The following is a 17,319-nucleotide window of genomic DNA, read 5'->3' as shown; positions in this document are numbered from 1 at the left end:
ATTTTGGATTAGAAAGTATATATATTGCTTTAAAGCTGCGACAACAACTTTAAAGCGTGATTAACCAATCTAGTAGTAGTTATACTTCAATAAAGGCAATAAATCAATTATTCACCTTTATTTTTTTTGATGATTTCTTCAGCGATTGACTTCGGCACTTCTTCGTAGTGGTCAAAGTGCATCGTGAAGACTCCGCGTCCCTGGGTGCTTGAACGGAGCGCCGTTGCATAACCGAACATTTCGGATAACGGCACCATCGCCCGGACAACCTGCGCATTTCCGCGTGCTTCCATTCCTTCCACGCGTCCGCGGCGGGCAGTAACTTGTCCCATGATGTCCCCGAGATATTCTTCCGGAATGACAATTTCCACTTTCATGACTGGTTCAAGCAGTACCGGGTCACATTTTTCCGCTGCATTTCTTAGCGCAAGGGATGCTGCAACTTTAAATGCCATTTCACTTGAGTCGACATCGTGGTAAGAACCGTCATAAAGTTTTGCTTTAATGTCAACCAAAGGATAGCCGGCCAAAACGCCGCGCTGCATCGCATCTTCCAAACCGGATTGGATCGCCGGGATATATTCGCGCGGAACAACACCGCCGACGATTGCATTTTCAAATTCGAAGCCTTTTCCTTCTTCGTTTGGCGAGAATTCGATCCAAACGTCACCGTATTGCCCGCGGCCGCCGGATTGGCGTACAAATTTACCTTGGACTTGTGCGGATTTGCGGAAAGTTTCACGATATGCAACTTGCGGAGCACCGATATTGGCTTCTACTTTGAATTCGCGTTTCATTCGGTCAACGATGATATCAAGATGGAGCTCACCCATACCTTCGATGATCGTTTGCCCGGTTTCAGGATCCGTATGCGCACGGAATGTCGGGTCTTCTTCCTGAAGTTTTTGCAGGGCGGTTGTCATTTTATCCTGGTCTGCTTTCGATTTCGGTTCTACCGACAGCTGGATAACCGGTTCAGGGAATTCCATCGATTCAAGGATAACGAGATTGTTTTCATCGCAAAGCGTGTCACCGGTTGTTGTGTCTTTCAAGCCGACAGCAGCTGCAATATCCCCGGCATAAACCATGTCGATTTCTTTCCGGTGGTTTGCGTGCATCTGCAAAATACGCCCGATACGTTCGCGTTTTCCTTTTGTCGAGTTTTGGACGTAAGAACCGGAGCTCAACGTACCCGAGTATACACGGAAGAAAGTCAGTTTACCAACGAACGGGTCGGTCATGACTTTGAATGCCAAAGCCGAGAATGGCTCGTCATCGCTGGAATGCCTTACGACTTCTTCACCGGAATCCGGCAACGTACCTTTGATCGCCGGCACATCAACCGGGGAAGGAAGATAATCGACAACTGCATCCAACATCAATTGGACACCTTTGTTTTTAAAAGCGGAACCGCACAATACCGGGAAAAACTCAACATCACAAGTTGCTTTCCGGATGGCGGCTTTCAATTCTTCTTTCGAAATTTCTTCGCCGCCAAGATATTTTTCCATAATGTCTTCATTGATTTCAGCAACTGCTTCAATTAATTTTTCACGGTATTCTTCCGCTTGTTCCCTGTACTCTTCCGGAATTTCGCGGACTTCGATTTTCGTGCCGAGATCATCGCCGTAGAAAGTGGCTTTCATTTCAATCAAATCAATGATGCCTTCGAAGCTGTCTTCGGCCCCGATAGGCAATTGGACCGCATGCGCGTTTGCCTGGAGGCGTTCATGCAGGGAACTTACCGAAAATAAGAAGTCGGCCCCGATTTTATCCATCTTATTGACGAATACAATACGGGGAACTCCGTAAGTTGTTGCCTGGCGCCAAACGGTTTCTGTTTGGGGCTCAACGCCGGACTGGGCATCAAGAACGGCAACCGCACCGTCAAGGACACGGAGCGAACGTTCAACCTCAACTGTGAAGTCCACGTGTCCCGGAGTGTCGATGATGTTGATGCGGTGGTTTTTCCACTGCGCAGTTGTCGCAGCGGACGTAATCGTAATCCCACGTTCCTGTTCCTGCTCCATCCAGTCCATTTGAGACGCACCTTCATGCGTTTCGCCGATTTTATGAATGCGGCCGGTGTAATAAAGGATGCGCTCGGTTGTTGTGGTTTTACCGGCATCGATGTGGGCCATGATACCGATGTTACGAGTTTTTTCTAAGGAGAACTCTCTTGGCATCTCGTTTTTCTCCTTCCTTTAGGTGTAATTTAGGAGTATTGGAATATTACCAGCGATAGTGAGCGAACGCTTTGTTTGCTTCGGCCATTTTATGCGTATCTTCGCGTTTTTTCACTGCAGCGCCTGTGTTGTTCGCTGCATCCATGATTTCGTTCGCGAGGCGTTCTTCCATCGTTTTTTCTCCGCGGAGGCGGGCATAGTTTACCAGCCAGCGAAGCCCTAAAGTTGTCCGGCGTTCCGGGCGCACCTCAACCGGCACCTGATAGTTCGCACCACCTACACGGCGTGCTCTTACTTCAAGAACAGGCATGATATTTTTCAATGCTTGGTCAAAAACTTCCATTGGATCTTTGCCAGTACGCTCACGAATAATATCAAAAGCGGAATAAAGGATGGTTTGGGCTTTCCCCCTCTTGCCATCGATCATCATTTTGTTGATTAAACGTGTTACCAGCTTGGAATTGTAGATCGGATCCGGTAATACGTCTCGTTTTGCTACAGGCCCTTTACGTGGCATGAAATGATCCTCCTTTCAGCGGTTGTTATAGATTTATTATTTCTTTTCTTTAGGTTTTTTCGTGCCATATTTGGAACGGCCTTGTTTGCGGCTGTCAACACCGGCAGTGTCAAGCGCACCGCGGACAATGTGGTAACGGACACCAGGCAGGTCTTTTACACGGCCGCCGCGGATCAGCACAACGCTGTGTTCCTGCAGGTTATGGCCGATGCCAGGAATGTACGCCGTTACTTCAATCCCGTTTGTTAAACGGACACGGGCATATTTACGAAGCGCCGAGTTCGGTTTTTTCGGGGTCATTGTACCAACACGGGTACATACTCCGCGTTTTTGTGGTGAAGCAAGGTCGGTATTGATTTTTTTGAAGCTGTTGTAGCCTTTGTTCAGCGCAGGTGATTTTGATTTCTCGATTTTGGATTTACGAGGTTTGCGCACCAATTGGTTAATTGTAGGCATCTGTTTTTCCTCCCTTCGAACAATTTAAGCCCACACATCCAGGTGGTTCATTTAATGGTAAAAACAAACTTTTGCGTCAATGCGCAAAAAATGTTTAATAAATGAGTGCAACAGCTGCAGCTCCGACTTCAATGCCGCATGCTTTCCCGAGCTGTTTTTTTGACTCGGTATAGGTAACCGGCACATTGAATTCTTCGGCAATGGCGATGACTTTGCCCGTTACGTTCGGATCAGCATCTTCAGCAACAAGCAACTCATCAACATTTCCAGCCTTTAAAGCTTTTACTGTTTGTTTTGTTCCTACAATAATTTTCTTTGCCTGATTTACTTTTTCATAAGACATTGCAGTATCCTCCAAAGTATACAGGTATTGATAGGAGCACCTTGAATATATTATCACTTTGAAAATCCAAAGTCAACATTCATGTAAAAAAACATCATAAGAATGGCACGCCGGAAAAACCGGCGCAGCCACTCCATGTCTAACTTATGATTTACCTCCGCTTTTCGATTGTCCAGCTGCGGGTGTTATTGGGCTAGCGGATTTCCGGCCTCTTCCCTGCGATAAGTCAACATCGGTTCACCTATAGGCTCACCGTGTTTCCTTTAAGTCAGAGGCCAAATCAAATCCGTACGCCGAATAATGTCGCCCTCCGCTTTTCTTTTTATTCCGTTTCTGCCGGCACTTCCTCTTCTTTCTTCATGACTTCGGGAATTGTTTTGCGGTAGCGGGTCATTCCTGTACCGGCAGGAACGAGTTTCCCGATAATGACATTTTCTTTCAGCCCGAGCAATTCGTCGCGTTTGCCTTTGATGGCCGCATCCGTTAACACCCGGGTTGTTTCCTGGAAGGAGGCCGCCGATAAGAACGAATCGGTTTCCAGGGAAGCTTTTGTAATCCCGAGCAATACCGGGCGTCCTGTTGCAGGGCGGTTGCCTTCAAGCAAAGCTTTTTCGTTTGCTTCGCCGAACTGGTGGATGTCAAGCAGCGTACCCGGAAGGACATCCGTGTCGCCGGCATCCAGCACCCTTACTTTTCTCAGCATTTGACGGACCATTACTTCAATGTGCTTGTCGCCAATTTCAACCCCTTGCATCCGGTATACTTTTTGGACTTCCCGCAACAAGTATTCCTGTACGGTCGTCACATCTGTTACACGCAGCAGGTCTTTCGGGTCGATGGAACCTTCCGTCAGTTCCTGTCCCCTCTTGACCTCATCATTCACCGCCACTTTTAGGCGGGAAGTGTAAGGTGCGATATATGTGCGGGTTTCAACAGGGCCCTGGATGACAATCTCGTATTGGCGGTCCCGTCCTTCGCTGATGGAAGTGACAACCCCGTCCACTTCGGAAATGACTGCCTGGCCTTTCGGATTCCGGGCTTCAAACAATTCCTGGATACGTGGAAGACCTTGGGTAATATCTTCTCCGGCCACGCCTCCGGTATGGAATGTACGCATGGTCAGCTGGGTACCCGGTTCGCCGATCGATTGGGCCGCAATAATCCCAACCGCTTCACCGACTTCGACTTCCTGGCCGGTTGCCAGATTGCGCCCGTAGCATTTTTTACATACGCCATGGCGGGTATTGCAGGTGAATACCGAGCGGATCCAGACTTTTTCATAACCGGCGTCGACAATTTCCTTCGCAATGTCTTCCGTGATAAACTCGTTTTCACAGACAATGATTTTCCCGGTTTCAGGATGTCTGATCGTTTTTCTTGAATAACGGCCTGTTAAGCGTTCTTCAAGGGATTCAATAATTTCCGTGCCCTCTTTCAACGCTCCGATCAAAAGCCCGCGGTCGGTTCCGCAGTCGTCTTCGCGGACGATGACATCCTGCGCCACATCGACAAGGCGACGGGTTAGATAACCTGAGTCCGCAGTCTTAAGCGCCGTATCGGCAAGGCCTTTACGAGCACCGTGCGTTGAGATGAAGTATTCTTGTACGGTCAAACCTTCACGGAAACTGGACTTGATCGGCAATTCAATTATCCGTCCGGCCGGGTTGGCCATCAAGCCGCGCATTCCGGCAAGCTGTGTAAAGTTCGATGCGTTTCCCCGCGCACCCGAATCGCTCATCATGAAGATCGGGTTCCGTTTATCCAGGGATTCCATCAATTTGCCCTGGATCGTATCTTTTGCCTCGCTCCAGATCGAAATGACGCGGTCATAACGTTCGTCCTCGGTAATTAAACCACGGCGGAACTGTTTCATAACTGTATCGACTTTCTTCTGGGCTTCCGAGAGGATTTCCTCTTTTTCTCCCAAAACGACGATGTCGGATACGCCGACAGTAATACCGGCTTTTGTAGAATATTGGAAGCCAAGGTCTTTTAAGCGGTCCAGCATCTTGGAAGTTTCCGTAATCTTGAACCGTTTAAACACTTCGGCAATAATGCTTCCGAGGAATCCTTTTATAAACGGCCGGATTAAAGGCTGCTGTTTAATATGTTCTTTTACGTCAATAGACGGATCGACAAAATATTTGTCAGGTGTCCTTTCTTCCAAGTTTGTTTTAGTCGGCTCATTAATGTATGGGAAGCTCTTCGGCAAGATTTCATTGAAGATCACTTTCCCGACAGTTGTAATCAAAAGCTTTTTATTTTGCTCTTCCGTGAAAGTCGGATTGTTGAGCGAACCGGCATGAATGGCGATCCGTGTATGGAAATGCACATAGCCGTTATAGTAGGCCATATACACTTCATTTACATCTTTAAAGACAGAGCCTTCGCCGACAGCCCCTTCACGTTCAAGCGTTAAGTAGTAGTTGCCGAGGACCATGTCCTGGGACGGCGTAACAACCGGTTTCCCGTCTTTCGGGTTCAAAATGTTTTGTGCGGCAAGCATTAGCAAACGCGCTTCCGCCTGTGCCTCTGCCGACAGCGGGACGTGTACAGCCATTTGGTCGCCGTCAAAGTCCGCGTTATAAGCCGTACATACGAGCGGATGCAGGCGGATTGCGCGCCCTTCAACAAGCTTCGGTTCAAATGCCTGAATCCCGAGCCTGTGCAGTGTCGGGGCACGGTTCAGGAGTACCGGGTGTTCTTTAATGACTTCTTCCAGCACATCCCAGATTTCCGGCTGCAGACGTTCGATTTTCCGTTTTGCGCTTTTAATATTATGGGCCAGGCCTTTTTCGACGAGTTCTTTCATAACGAAAGGCTTGAACAATTCAATCGCCATTTCACGCGGCAGACCGCATTGGTACATTTTCAAATTCGGGCCGACAACGATAACCGAACGGCCGGAATAGTCAACCCGTTTTCCGAGCAAGTTTTGGCGGAAACGGCCCTGTTTCCCTTTCAGCATATGGGAAAGCGATTTTAACGGGCGGTTCCCCGGGCCTGTTACCGGGCGTCCACGACGGCCGTTATCGATCAAAGCGTCGACTGCTTCCTGCAACATGCGTTTTTCGTTTTGAACAATAATGCTTGGCGCACCAAGATCCAGCAGGCGTTTCAAACGGTTGTTCCGATTGATGACGCGGCGGTACAAATCATTTAAGTCAGATGTGGCAAAGCGCCCGCCTTCCAGCTGTACCATCGGGCGCAGTTCAGGCGGAATGACAGGAAGGACATCCAAAACCATCCATTCCGGTTTATTGCCTGAATTGCGGAAGGCTTCGAGCACTTCAAGGCGCTTGATCGCACGTGTGCGGCGCTGGCCTTGCGCAACTTTCAGCTCTTCTTTTAGCGCTTCGCATTCTTTATTGACATCTACATCCTGCAGCAGTTTTTTAATGGCTTCCGCACCCATGCCGGCCTGGAATTTGTTGCCGTATTTTTCACGGTAAGCACGGTATTCTTTTTCGGAAAGGAGCTGTTTCTTTTCCAAAGAAGTATCCCCTGCTTCGGTGACAACATAAGATGCGAAGTAAATCACTTCTTCCAAAGCGCGCGGGGACATGTCAAGCACAAGCCCCATCCGGCTAGGAATCCCTTTGAAATACCATATATGTGAAACAGGCGCAGCAAGTTCGATATGGCCCATTCTTTCGCGGCGCACTTTCGATCTTGTCACTTCCACACCGCAGCGGTCGCAGACAACGCCTTTGTAACGGACGCGTTTGTATTTGCCGCAATGGCATTCCCAGTCTTTTGTCGGGCCGAAAATACGTTCGCAGAAAAGCCCGTCTTTTTCAGGTTTTAATGTCCTGTAGTTGATGGTTTCCGGTTTTTTGACTTCACCGTATGACCAGGAACGGATTTTATCCGGTGAAGCAAGACCAATTTTCATGTACTCAAAATTATTTACGTCCAGCAAGGGGCCAGCCTCCCTTTCGTCTTTAGGTTAGTACCTTAAAACACATACAGAAGAAACAGAAATAGAAGCCGGATTGTACGGATTCCATACAATCCGGACGATGGCCTCTCTTTCTGTTCCACGTAAACTCCAGCAATTATTCTTTGGACGCCCCGATCCCTTCAGGCTCTTCTTTTGATTCAGGGGCAATGTTCAATGTATCTGCCTGGTTCAGGTCATCATCGTCTTCAAGGTCGCGCATTTCAATTTCTTCGTCGTCCCCGGATAAGATCTTCACATCCAGCCCTAAGCTTTGAAGTTCCTTGATCAGCACTTTAAACGATTCCGGCACACCAGGCTCAGGGACATTTTCCCCTTTTACAATTGCTTCATAAGTTTTTACGCGGCCGACGACGTCATCCGATTTGACGGTGAGGATTTCCTGGAGCGTGTAGGCGGCACCGTAAGCTTCGAGCGCCCATACTTCCATCTCCCCGAACCTTTGGCCGCCGAACTGTGCTTTACCGCCGAGCGGCTGCTGTGTAACGAGCGAGTAAGGCCCTGTCGAACGGGCATGCAATTTATCGTCTACCATGTGGGCGAGTTTAATCATATACATAATCCCGACAGATACGCGGTTATCGAAAGGTTCGCCGGTACGCCCGTCGTAAAGCACAGTTTTCGCATCACGCGCCATGCCGGCTTCTTCAATCGTTTCCCAGACGTCCTCTTCGCGCGCACCGTCAAATACCGGAGTCGCCACATGGAGGCCGAGTTTTTTCGCCGCCATGCCAAGATGCAGTTCAAGCACCTGCCCGATGTTCATCCGAGAAGGCACGCCGAGCGGATTGAGCATGATTTGGACAGGCGTTCCATCCGGAAGGAAAGGCATATCTTCTTCCGGAAGAATCCGGGAGATAACCCCTTTGTTTCCGTGGCGCCCGGCCATCTTGTCGCCCTGGTGGATTTTCCGTTTCTGCACGATATAAACGCGGACGAGCTGGTTCACACCAGGCGGGAGCTCATCCCCTGCTTCGCGCGTAAAGACTTTGACATCGAGGACAATACCGCCGCCCCCGTGTGGAACCCGGAGCGATGTGTCACGCACTTCTCGGGCCTTTTCGCCGAAGATGGCATGGAGCAGGCGTTCTTCCGCCGTTAGTTCTGTAACGCCTTTCGGGGTGACTTTCCCGACGAGCAGATCGCCGTCTTTTACTTCAGCACCAATTCGGACAATGCCGCGTTCGTCGAGGTTTTTCAAAGCATCTTCGCCGACGTTCGGGATATCGCGGGTCATTTCTTCCGGCCCAAGCTTCGTATCGCGGGCTTCCGACTCGTATTCTTCTATATGGATAGATGTGTAAACATCTTCTTTTACGAGTTTTTCGCTCATAATGATGGCATCTTCATAGTTATAGCCGTCCCATGTCATAAAAGCAACAAGCACGTTTTGCCCGAGGGCCAGTTCTCCGTGGTCCATCGATTGGCCATCAGCTAAGATTTCGCCTTTTTCAACACGGTCGCCTTTTTTCACAATCGGGCGCTGGTTGATGCACATGCCGTTGTTGGAGCGCTTGAATTTTTGAAGACGATATTTATCCAGATCGCCTTTCACTTCCTGGCCGTCCACATTGATGATGCGGCGTACCCAAATTTCGCGGGCTTCCACATGTTCCACAATGCCATCATGCTTGCAGATCAAAGCCGCGCCCGAGTCTTTTGCACTCACATACTCCATGCCGGTGCCAACGATCGGCGCATGCGGCTGCATGAGCGGAACGGCCTGGCGCTGCATGTTCGCACCCATCAACGCACGGTTTGAGTCGTCGTTTTCAAGGAACGGGATACATGCTGTCGCAGCAGATACAACCTGCTTCGGCGAAACATCCATGTAATCGACGCGGTCCGCTTTAACGACAATGTTTTCGCCGCGGAAACGCGCATATACTTCATCATCGACAAAATAGCCGTTTTCATCCAATTGTGCATTCGCCTGGGCCACGACATAATTGTCTTCTTCATCGGCCGTCAAATAGTCGATATGTTCCGTTACACGCCCTGTATCTGGGTCAACCCTGCGGTATGGCGTTTCAATAAAACCGAAGCGGTTGACTTTGGCATACGTCGACAAAGAGTTGATCAACCCAATATTCGGTCCTTCAGGCGTTTCAATCGGACACATGCGGCCGTAGTGCGAGTAGTGGACGTCGCGCACTTCCATGCCGGCGCGTTCACGTGTCAAACCGCCGGGTCCGAGTGCGGAAAGCCTGCGCTTATGGGTCAGTTCCGCCAGCGGGTTCGTCTGATCCATGAACTGCGACAACTGCGAGCTGCCAAAGAATTCCTTAATGGCCGCGATCACCGGGCGGATATTGATCAGCTGCTGAGGCGTAATCGTGTTAATGTCCTGGATCGACATTCTTTCACGGACAACGCGTTCCATCCGCGACAGGCCGATGCGGAATTGGTTTTGCAGCAATTCACCGACTGACCTTAAACGGCGGTTCCCAAGATGATCGATATCATCCGTATCGCCGACGCCGTGCAGCAAATTGAAGAAATAGCTGATGGAAGCCACAATGTCTGCAGGTGTAATGTGTTTGATGCTTTCATCCACATAAGCATTTCCGATTACATTGATGACTTTCTCATTATCGTCGATCGGGGCATAAATTTTGATGGACTGCAGCGTAATATCATCATCAACAACACCGCCAACTTGGCTGTATGTTTTAAAACCTAAGCCGTTTTCAAGATAAGGGATAATTTTATCAAGCGTACGCCGGTCTAAAACCGTTCCTTCTTCCGCAATGATTTCGCCGGTTTCGGGGTCAGCCAGGGTTTCGGCTAAACGCTGCCCGAACAAACGGAATTTCATATGAAGCTTTTTGTTCATTTTATATCGGCCGACATTTGCCAGATCATAACGTTTCGGATCAAAGAAACGCGAGATCAACAAGCTTTTCGCGTTTTCAACTGTCGGCGGCTCGCCCGGGCGGAGTCGTTCGTATATTTCAAGAAGCGCTTTTTCAGTGCTGTCGGTATTATCTTTTTCGAGCGTATTCCTTAAAAACTCGTTATCGCCGATTAACTCGATAATTTCCTGGTCGGAACCGAAACCGAGCGCCCGGAGCAAAACGGTGATCGGCAGCTTTCTCGTACGGTCGATGCGGACATAGGCAACATCTTTCGCATCCGTTTCATACTCAAGCCATGCGCCGCGGTTTGGAATGACGGTTGCACTGTAGCCGTATTTCCCGTTTTTGTCCATTTTACTGTTAAAATAAACACTAGGGGAACGGACGAGCTGGGATACAATGACACGTTCTGCACCATTAATGATAAAAGTCCCCGTTTCCGTCATTAATGGGAAGTCGCCCATAAATACATCCTGGTCTTTCACTTCACCGGTTTCTTTATTGATAAGGCGCACCTTTACGCGGAGCGGGGCTGCGTAAGTAACATCACGCTCTTTACATTCGTCGATTGAGTATTTCGGTTCGCCGAGGCTGTAATCAATAAATTCCAAAAAAAGGTTTCCGGCAAAATCCTCGATCGGGGAGATGTCCTGAAACATTTCACGCAAACCTTCGTCAAGGAACCATTGGTAAGATGAGGTTTGGATCTCGATTAGGTTTGGCAGCTCTAAAATTTCTTTAATACGCGCATAACTTCTGCGTTGGCGGTGCCGTCCATACTGAACTAGTTGATGTGACAACTGATTCACCCCTCAAATCAAGCGTTTTGTTTGCATCTTTCGTCAAACAACATGAAGCTAAGACAAAAAGAAAAAGGGTTTTTTATGAAAAACCACATATCGCATGACGAGTTATGATTTTATAAGTCATTTCCAATTAACCCAAAATATATACTTGACAAATACATTTTAGATTGTATAAAGAAAAATAATCTATTGGCATTTTATGATTTTAACATACAACAAAATGAGAGTCAAATTTTTTTGGCTTTAAAAACATAATACCCTTTTTCTTTGCCAATCAAATCGACTCCACCAAACAACCGTTCTAATTTTTTCCTTGCAGAAGGGGCGCCCTGCTTCTTTTGGATGACCACCCAAAGTTCCCCGTTTGTTACAAGATGCCGAAAACTTTCCTCAAACATCCGATAGACAAGCTGCTTGCCGGCCCTAATTGGCGGATTGGTCACGATGAGCGCGAACTGATCGGCTCTGATGTTTTCAAAAATATCGCTTTTGTAAATGGAAGCATTTGAAATATGGTTATTGGCGGCGTTTTTCTTTGCCAGTTCAACCGCCCGTTCGTTAATGTCTACCATATGGACTTCGCGGCCGGGGAAAGATTTTGCCAGCGCCAAACCGATCGGGCCGTAGCCGCAGCCCAAATCAAGAATCGGCCCGTCCGCTTCCGGCAGCGTGACGCGCTCGACTAATACACGCGAACCGAAATCCACTTCTTTTTTCGAAAAAACGCCTTGGTCTGTTTGAAAATGGAAGGAATGCCCTCTTAATGTAAAGGCCCAGTCCATCGGGTTGCTCTTTACTTCAGGGTGTTGCGAATAGTAATGTTCAGCCATATCGTCCCACGCTTTCTTAGAGGGTTGAGGTCATTACAGGAGAAAATGAGATGTTGAAAAAAGCCCGCGTTCATGCGGGCTTTTTTTCTAAAAGGCTCTTACTTCAATTCTACGCCGGCGCCAACTTCTTCAAGTTTCGCTTTAATTTCTTCAGCTTCTTCTTTCGATACGCCTTCTTTAAGCGGTTTTGGAGCATTGTCAACAAGTTCTTTCGCTTCTTTAAGACCAAGGCCTGTGATTTCGCGGACAACTTTGATGACTTTGATTTTTTGTGCACCGGCTTCAGCCAATACAACATCAAATTCAGTTTTTTCTGCAGCAGCATCTCCGCCTGCAGCGCCGCCTACAACAGCAACCGGTGCAGCAGCAGTTACGCCGAATTCTTCTTCAATTGCTTTTACAAGTTCGTTCAATTCAAGAACTGTCATTTCTTTGACAGCAGAGATGATTTCTTCTTTCGTCATTTCTAAATCCTCCTAATATCAATATTTTTTATCCTGTAAACTTCAAATTAAGCACCTTGTTCTTCTTTTTGGTCCGCAACAGCTTTCGCCGCAAGTGCAAGGTTGCGGATCGGAGCCTGCAGCACGCTAAGCAGCATCGAAAGCAGGCCTTCGCGGGAAGGAAGCGATGCAAGGGCTTTGATTTCATCAACGGTTGCAACATTGCCTTCGATCACGCCCGCTTTGATTTCCAAAGCTTCATGGTCTTTCGCGAAATCGCTCAAGATTTTCGCAGGTGCTACAACGTCCTCGGCACTGAATGCGATCGCGTTCGGGCCGGTGAGGACATCATTCAGGCCGGTTAGCTCGGCAGCTTCCACAGCACGGCGTGTCAAAGTGTTTTTGTAAACTTTGAAATCAACGCCTGCTTCACGGAGCTGTTTACGCAGTTCGGTGACTTCAGCAACGTTTAAGCCACGGTAATCCACAACAATAGTGGACACGCTTGATTTAAATTTTTCGGTGATTTCTTCCACCACTTGTTTCTTTTGTTCAATTGCACTGCTCATCTTGACACCTCCTACAGATATTCTTGATGAACATTCATACCAAACAAAAACCTCCATATCCGAGACATGGAGGTTTTATGCATACACAAGCCTGAAACAGGCCGGTTTTCTATACGCATTACCTCGGCAGGACATTAAGCCGGATGGCACCTGCTGTCTACGGTACAAATGTTTTCTTTTTAAGCTAGTTTACATTATATCAAGACATGTTTGGCATGTCAAAGGGATTATTTAACTGCAAAAGAAGATGGGTCAATTTTTACACCAGGGCCCATTGTCGACGTAACAGAAATATTTTTCATGTAAGTGCCTTTTGCAGTAGACGGTTTTGCTTTCACCAAAGTTTCAAATAAAGTCGTAAGGTTTTCGACGAGTTTTTCCGTTTCGAAAGATGTTTTTCCGATCGGGGCGTGGATATTTCCCGCTTTGTCAACGCGGTATTCCACTTTACCGGCTTTGATGTCCTGAACCGCTTTTGCAACATCAAATGTTACAGTGCCGGTTTTCGGGTTCGGCATTAAACCCCTCGGCCCGAGGATGCGGCCCAATTTACCGACTTCGCCCATCATGTCAGGCGTTGCGACGATAACATCGAAGTCAAACCAGCCTTGCTGGATTTTATTAATGTAATCCGTATCACCGACATAATCGGCACCGGCTGCTTCTGCTTCTTTCAGTTTTTCGCCTTTCGCAAAAACGAGCACGCGTTGGGTTTTACCTGTTCCGTTCGGAAGCACAACAGCGCCGCGGATTTGCTGGTCCGCTTTTTTCGGATCTACACCTAAACGGAATGCAGCTTCAACCGTTGCGTCGAATTTTGCATAGCTTGTTTTTTTCACGAGTTCAATTGCTTCTTGCACCGGGTAAGCTTTGGAGCGGTCAACCAATTTCAAAGCTTCAACATACTTTTTACCTTTTTTTGCCATTCTTTTTTCCTCCTCAATTGTGGTTTTAACGGATAAACCTCCCACGAAAAAGGTTGCGAGCACATTTTCGCATCGCAACCCCGTTGGACAGAAACCATTTTTCGCGCATGGATCAGTCTTCGATTACAATCCCCATGCTGCGCGCAGTGCCTTCAACCATGCGCATAGCCGCTTCAACGCTTGCTGCATTTAAATCAGGCATTTTCGTTTCCGCGATTTCACGTACTTTGTCACGTTTTATCGTCGCCACTTTATTGCGGTTCGGCTCGCCGGAACCGGACTCAATGCCGGCAGCTTTTTTCAGCAAAACCGCAGCTGGCGGGGTTTTCGTAATGAATGTAAATGAACGGTCCTCAAATACCGTGATTTCAACAGGAATAATCAGGCCTGCTTGATCTGCAGTACGTGCGTTAAATTCTTTACAAAATCCCATGATGTTGACGCCGGCTTGACCCAGTGCAGGACCAACAGGTGGTGCAGGGTTTGCTTTTCCGGCAGGAATCTGTAATTTAACAATTTTTACTACTTTTTTAGCCACGAGACACACCTCCTTAAGTCCGTGATGTGGTAATAGGGGACTCGCCCTCCCACTCAAACAAACAAATCTCTCTATTTAAAATAAAGATGATATGAATTGTTCAGTGTCTGTTCAAGCATAGGCCCGGTTCCGGCAGACAAAACCCGCAGCGCCGTATGCATCCACAGCTGTTCCGCACTGCTTCGCCTCCCTGTTCAGGGCGCATCTGCTAAAGAACATACTGACTTATAACATATTATCATCTACTGATGGGGATTTCAAGTTTTTATCCGATTATATTTTATCAATTTGCTCAAAAACGAGGTCAACCGGAGTTTCCCGCCCGAACATATTGACCATCACTTTCGCCCGTCCTTTGTCGCGGTCCATATCAATGATTTTGCCGGCAAAATTCGCAAACGGCCCTTCTTTTACCGTGACGGGTTCGCCGATTTCAAAGTCGACATCCGCCCGCTTTTCTTCCATTCCCATCCGTTTTAAGATGGTATTGATTTCTTCCGGCAGAAGCGGCGTCGGTTTCGATCCCGAGCCTGATGAACCGACAAAACCCGTTACTCCGGGCGTGTTCCGGACAACATACCACGAATCGTCCGTCATGACCATTTCCACAAGGACATAACCGGGGAATACTTTCCGTTTGACGGCTTTTTTCTTATCGTTTTTTACTTCGACTTCTTCTTCTTCCGGCACAACGACGCGGAAAATTTTATCCTGCATCCCCATGGATTCCACGCGTTTTTCCAAATTGGCTTTTACTTTATTTTCATAACCTGAATACGTATGCACAACATACCAGTTTTTTTCCATTTATTAGGACTTGATGTCCGTCCCTCCCTACTGGTCTTTTAAAATTTCAGCAAATGAAAAAACCCGTTAACCGGGTTAGAGTCGTTGCTTATGATATTTCCATTATACCATGATTAAACAAGGATTATTCAAGAGAAAATTAATAATCTTACAGCGTACTTTCAGCCCACCGGATGATTGCGGAAATCCCCAAATCGATCACAACAAAAAATAGTGTTAAAAAAGCAACAGTTGCAATGACCGTAATGGTATATTTGACCAGCTCTTTGCGGGTCGGCCAGCTGACTTTTCGCATCTCGGAAGATACATTACGGAAAAACTTTGTGATGGACATGTATTCAAACCTCCAAATAAGTTCAAGTTCGCCATTATTTTGTATCGCGGTGGATAATGTACGCCTGGCAATGTTTGCAAAACTTTTTCAGCTCTATTCTCCTGGCCTGTTTGTCATGGACAACGGTTGTGTAATTGCGCGAACCGCACCTGGAGCAGGCAAGCGCCACTTTCTTTCGCATATTGTCACCAGCTGTCTAAAAATTTGCAGATTACGGAATCAGCACGATCCGCGGATTCCGCGCCTGTAAATCCATTTATTACAAAATTTTATTTTAGGCATGTTGATGATCGCGAAATCCGCTTCACACATGACACGACCGCGGGCCTCCCCGTACAACTACGGGCTGCGGGGCCCCGATAGCCCGCTTTCCCGCAGGAACTCCAAAAATTCACGATCATCAACATTATTTTAGCATAGCCTGATTTTAAAATACTACACTCCAACATAACACGGCGGAAAGCGCGTGTCAATAACACCTGCAAGCAAGCGGGGAATTTCCGTGCCAGCCTGCTTAGTATGTCAGTTCTTTCATTTCCAAAAAACGTTCCAGTTTCTTTTTTACCCTTTGTAAAGCGTTATCAATTGATTTTACATGACGGTTCAATTCTTCTGAAATTTCCTGGTAGGACTGCCCGTCCAGGTAAAGGGCGAGCACTTTCCTTTCCAAGTCGCTGAGCAGCTCGGATATTTTATCTTCAATATTGACATATTTTTCACGAATCAGGATTAATTCTTCGGGGTTGGAGATTCTTGCGCAGGTAATGACGTCCATTAAGGTGCGGTCGGATTCTTCGTCATAAATCGGCTTGTCCAGAGAAATGTAAGAATTAAGCGGTATATGCTTTTGACGGGTGGCAGTCTTAATAGCGGTAATCATTTGCCGGGTGATGCATAATTCGGCAAAAGCTTTAAAAGACGTAAGCTTGTCCTCTTTATAATCGCGGATGGCTTTGTATAATCCAATCATCCCTTCCTGGACAATATCTTCACGGTCTGCGCCGATTAAAAAATAAGAGCGCGCTTTTGCCCTGACAAAATTCCTGTACTTTTGAATCAAGTAATCCAATGCTTCACTTTCGCCGCTGTGAATGCATTCAACCAACTCTTCGTCCTGCATCATGCCGTATCTTTCTTCATATGCTGCCTCAACTACATTCAGGTTCACATGTATCCCCCCATCGGCATTAGATAAAAATTATTATACAGTACAGAATTTTCAATCGTCAACCGCCCATTACTTACCCCTGCGCAATTTTTCGAAAATTTCCATGACCTCTTTGCTTAATGGGATTCTTGTTGCCGGTTTCTCCTCTTGAATTGATTTTACATTTTTTTTGATCTTTTGTTCAATCATTTCCACTTTTGTGAGCAATTCGCGCGCGGAAATCCTTAAAGCGCCTTGGCCGAATATTTGCCACTGTTCGGTGTAATCGGATGTGGCCACATAAACCTGTGTCATGATATTGTTCAATTTAATGGCCAGTTTTTCAATACATTCATCAGCCGTTTCATTTTCTTTTGTAAAAATCACTTCCACTTTGTGGTGGCGGTATTTTTTTTCCAGACCTTTGACCCCGTATGCATCAAATATGACGATGACTTTGTCATCCGTAAAACCTTGGTAGTCCGCCATAATCTCTATCAGCCTGTCCCTGGCGGCGCCAAGGTCTTTTTGTTTCAATTTTTGGAGTTCGGGCCAGGCGCCGATGATGTTATAGCCATCCACCAACAAAATATTCATC

General features: G+C 47.3%; 16 protein-coding genes and 1 other annotated feature. All 16 genes read right to left on the bottom strand.

Features of this window, described 5'->3' with window-relative positions; all coding sequences use genetic code 11:
* Positions 1-107: 107 nt before the first annotated feature.
* The 16 genes from fusA to GBH70_RS06880 all read right to left on the bottom strand — a co-directional run bounded on the left by fusA (position 108) and on the right by GBH70_RS06880 (position 17,318).
* Positions 108-2,186 (bottom strand): elongation factor G, encoded by a 2,079-nt coding sequence (gene fusA, locus GBH70_RS06955; protein WP_151680367.1) that lies wholly within the window; start codon positions 2,184-2,186, stop codon positions 108-110.
* 46 nt (positions 2,187-2,232) lie between these two features.
* The gene (gene rpsG / locus GBH70_RS06950; RefSeq protein ID WP_151680366.1) at positions 2,233-2,703 is read right to left on the bottom strand and encodes a 30S ribosomal protein S7; all 471 of its coding nucleotides are present in this window, start codon (positions 2,701-2,703) and stop codon (positions 2,233-2,235) included.
* A gap of 36 nt (positions 2,704-2,739) precedes the next feature.
* Positions 2,740-3,159, bottom strand: coding sequence for a 30S ribosomal protein S12 (rpsL, locus tag GBH70_RS06945; RefSeq protein WP_151680365.1), 420 nt, complete (start codon positions 3,157-3,159; stop codon positions 2,740-2,742).
* Positions 3,160-3,253: 94 nt separating this feature from the next.
* Positions 3,254-3,502 (bottom strand): 50S ribosomal protein L7ae-like protein, encoded by a 249-nt coding sequence (locus tag GBH70_RS06940; protein WP_151680364.1) that lies wholly within the window; start codon positions 3,500-3,502, stop codon positions 3,254-3,256.
* 322 nt (positions 3,503-3,824) lie between these two features.
* Positions 3,825-7,424 carry a DNA-directed RNA polymerase subunit beta' gene (gene rpoC / locus GBH70_RS06935; protein ID WP_151680363.1) on the bottom strand — a complete coding sequence of 1,200 codons (3,600 nt, stop codon included), beginning with the start codon at positions 7,422-7,424 and terminating at the stop codon, positions 3,825-3,827.
* Positions 7,425-7,560: 136 nt separating this feature from the next.
* On the bottom strand, positions 7,561-11,121 hold the full coding sequence (rpoB, locus tag GBH70_RS06930; RefSeq protein ID WP_151680362.1) for a DNA-directed RNA polymerase subunit beta: 3,561 nt from the start codon (positions 11,119-11,121) through the stop codon (positions 7,561-7,563).
* Positions 11,122-11,354: 233 nt separating this feature from the next.
* Positions 11,355-11,957 carry a class I SAM-dependent methyltransferase gene (locus tag GBH70_RS06925; protein ID WP_151680361.1) on the bottom strand — a complete coding sequence of 201 codons (603 nt, stop codon included), beginning with the start codon at positions 11,955-11,957 and terminating at the stop codon, positions 11,355-11,357.
* A gap of 98 nt (positions 11,958-12,055) precedes the next feature.
* Positions 12,056-12,421, bottom strand: coding sequence for a 50S ribosomal protein L7/L12 (rplL, locus tag GBH70_RS06920; RefSeq protein WP_151680360.1), 366 nt, complete (start codon positions 12,419-12,421; stop codon positions 12,056-12,058).
* Between the two features lie 47 nt (positions 12,422-12,468).
* Positions 12,469-12,969, bottom strand: a complete 501-nt coding sequence (rplJ, locus tag GBH70_RS06915) for a 50S ribosomal protein L10 (protein ID WP_151680359.1) — start codon at positions 12,967-12,969, stop codon at positions 12,469-12,471.
* A 35-nt stretch (positions 12,970-13,004) separates the two neighbouring features.
* Positions 13,005-13,150, bottom strand: a sequence feature (ribosomal protein L10 leader region).
* Positions 13,151-13,196: 46 nt separating this feature from the next.
* Complete coding sequence (gene rplA, locus GBH70_RS06910; RefSeq protein WP_151680358.1) at positions 13,197-13,895, bottom strand: 50S ribosomal protein L1; 699 nt, start codon at positions 13,893-13,895, stop codon at positions 13,197-13,199.
* A 112-nt stretch (positions 13,896-14,007) separates the two neighbouring features.
* A complete protein-coding gene (gene rplK / locus GBH70_RS06905; RefSeq protein ID WP_151680357.1) occupies positions 14,008-14,433 on the bottom strand; it encodes a 50S ribosomal protein L11 in 426 nt (141 codons plus the stop codon).
* A 273-nt stretch (positions 14,434-14,706) separates the two neighbouring features.
* On the bottom strand, positions 14,707-15,240 hold the full coding sequence (nusG, locus tag GBH70_RS06900; protein ID WP_151680356.1) for a transcription termination/antitermination protein NusG: 534 nt from the start codon (positions 15,238-15,240) through the stop codon (positions 14,707-14,709).
* Between the two features lie 148 nt (positions 15,241-15,388).
* Positions 15,389-15,574 (bottom strand): preprotein translocase subunit SecE, encoded by a 186-nt coding sequence (gene secE / locus GBH70_RS06895; protein WP_151680355.1) that lies wholly within the window; start codon positions 15,572-15,574, stop codon positions 15,389-15,391.
* A gap of 34 nt (positions 15,575-15,608) precedes the next feature.
* The gene (gene rpmG, locus GBH70_RS06890) at positions 15,609-15,755 is read right to left on the bottom strand and encodes a 50S ribosomal protein L33 (protein WP_151680354.1); all 147 of its coding nucleotides are present in this window, start codon (positions 15,753-15,755) and stop codon (positions 15,609-15,611) included.
* Positions 15,756-16,088: 333 nt separating this feature from the next.
* Positions 16,089-16,742: an RNA polymerase sporulation sigma factor SigH gene (sigH, locus tag GBH70_RS06885; RefSeq protein WP_151680353.1), complete on the bottom strand. Its 654-nt coding sequence runs from the start codon at positions 16,740-16,742 to the stop codon at positions 16,089-16,091.
* A 69-nt stretch (positions 16,743-16,811) separates the two neighbouring features.
* A complete protein-coding gene (locus GBH70_RS06880) occupies positions 16,812-17,318 on the bottom strand; it encodes an NYN domain-containing protein (protein ID WP_151680418.1) in 507 nt (168 codons plus the stop codon).
* Between the last annotated feature and the right edge of the window lies 1 nt (position 17,319).

The organism is Weizmannia acidilactici (assembly GCF_008974225.1).
GTDB classification, from domain to species: domain Bacteria; phylum Bacillota; class Bacilli; order Bacillales; family Bacillaceae_C; genus Weizmannia; species Weizmannia acidilactici.
This window is presented reverse-complemented; position numbering and strand designations above follow the sequence as displayed.

What these genes read in the sequence shown, in the direction of transcription:
- fusA (WP_151680367.1), bottom strand. Translation starts at nt 2,186, where the DNA reads ATGCCAAGAGAGTTCTCCTTAGAAAAAACTCGTAACATCGGTATCATG.
- rpsG (WP_151680366.1), bottom strand. Translation starts at nt 2,703, where the DNA reads ATGCCACGTAAAGGGCCTGTAGCAAAACGAGACGTATTACCGGATCCG.
- rpsL (WP_151680365.1), bottom strand. Translation starts at nt 3,159, where the DNA reads ATGCCTACAATTAACCAATTGGTGCGCAAACCTCGTAAATCCAAAATC.
- GBH70_RS06940 (WP_151680364.1), bottom strand. Translation starts at nt 3,502, where the DNA reads ATGTCTTATGAAAAAGTAAATCAGGCAAAGAAAATTATTGTAGGAACA.
- GBH70_RS06925 (WP_151680361.1), bottom strand. Translation starts at nt 11,957, where the DNA reads ATGGCTGAACATTACTATTCGCAACACCCTGAAGTAAAGAGCAACCCG.
- rplL (WP_151680360.1), bottom strand. Translation starts at nt 12,421, where the DNA reads ATGACGAAAGAAGAAATCATCTCTGCTGTCAAAGAAATGACAGTTCTT.
- rplJ (WP_151680359.1), bottom strand. Translation starts at nt 12,969, where the DNA reads ATGAGCAGTGCAATTGAACAAAAGAAACAAGTGGTGGAAGAAATCACC.
- rplA (WP_151680358.1), bottom strand. Translation starts at nt 13,895, where the DNA reads ATGGCAAAAAAAGGTAAAAAGTATGTTGAAGCTTTGAAATTGGTTGAC.
- nusG (WP_151680356.1), bottom strand. Translation starts at nt 15,240, where the DNA reads ATGGAAAAAAACTGGTATGTTGTGCATACGTATTCAGGTTATGAAAAT.
- secE (WP_151680355.1), bottom strand. Translation starts at nt 15,574, where the DNA reads ATGTCCATCACAAAGTTTTTCCGTAATGTATCTTCCGAGATGCGAAAA.
- rpmG (WP_151680354.1), bottom strand. Translation starts at nt 15,755, where the DNA reads ATGCGAAAGAAAGTGGCGCTTGCCTGCTCCAGGTGCGGTTCGCGCAAT.
- GBH70_RS06880 (WP_151680418.1), bottom strand. Translation starts at nt 17,318, where the DNA reads ATGAATATTTTGTTGGTGGATGGCTATAACATCATCGGCGCCTGGCCC.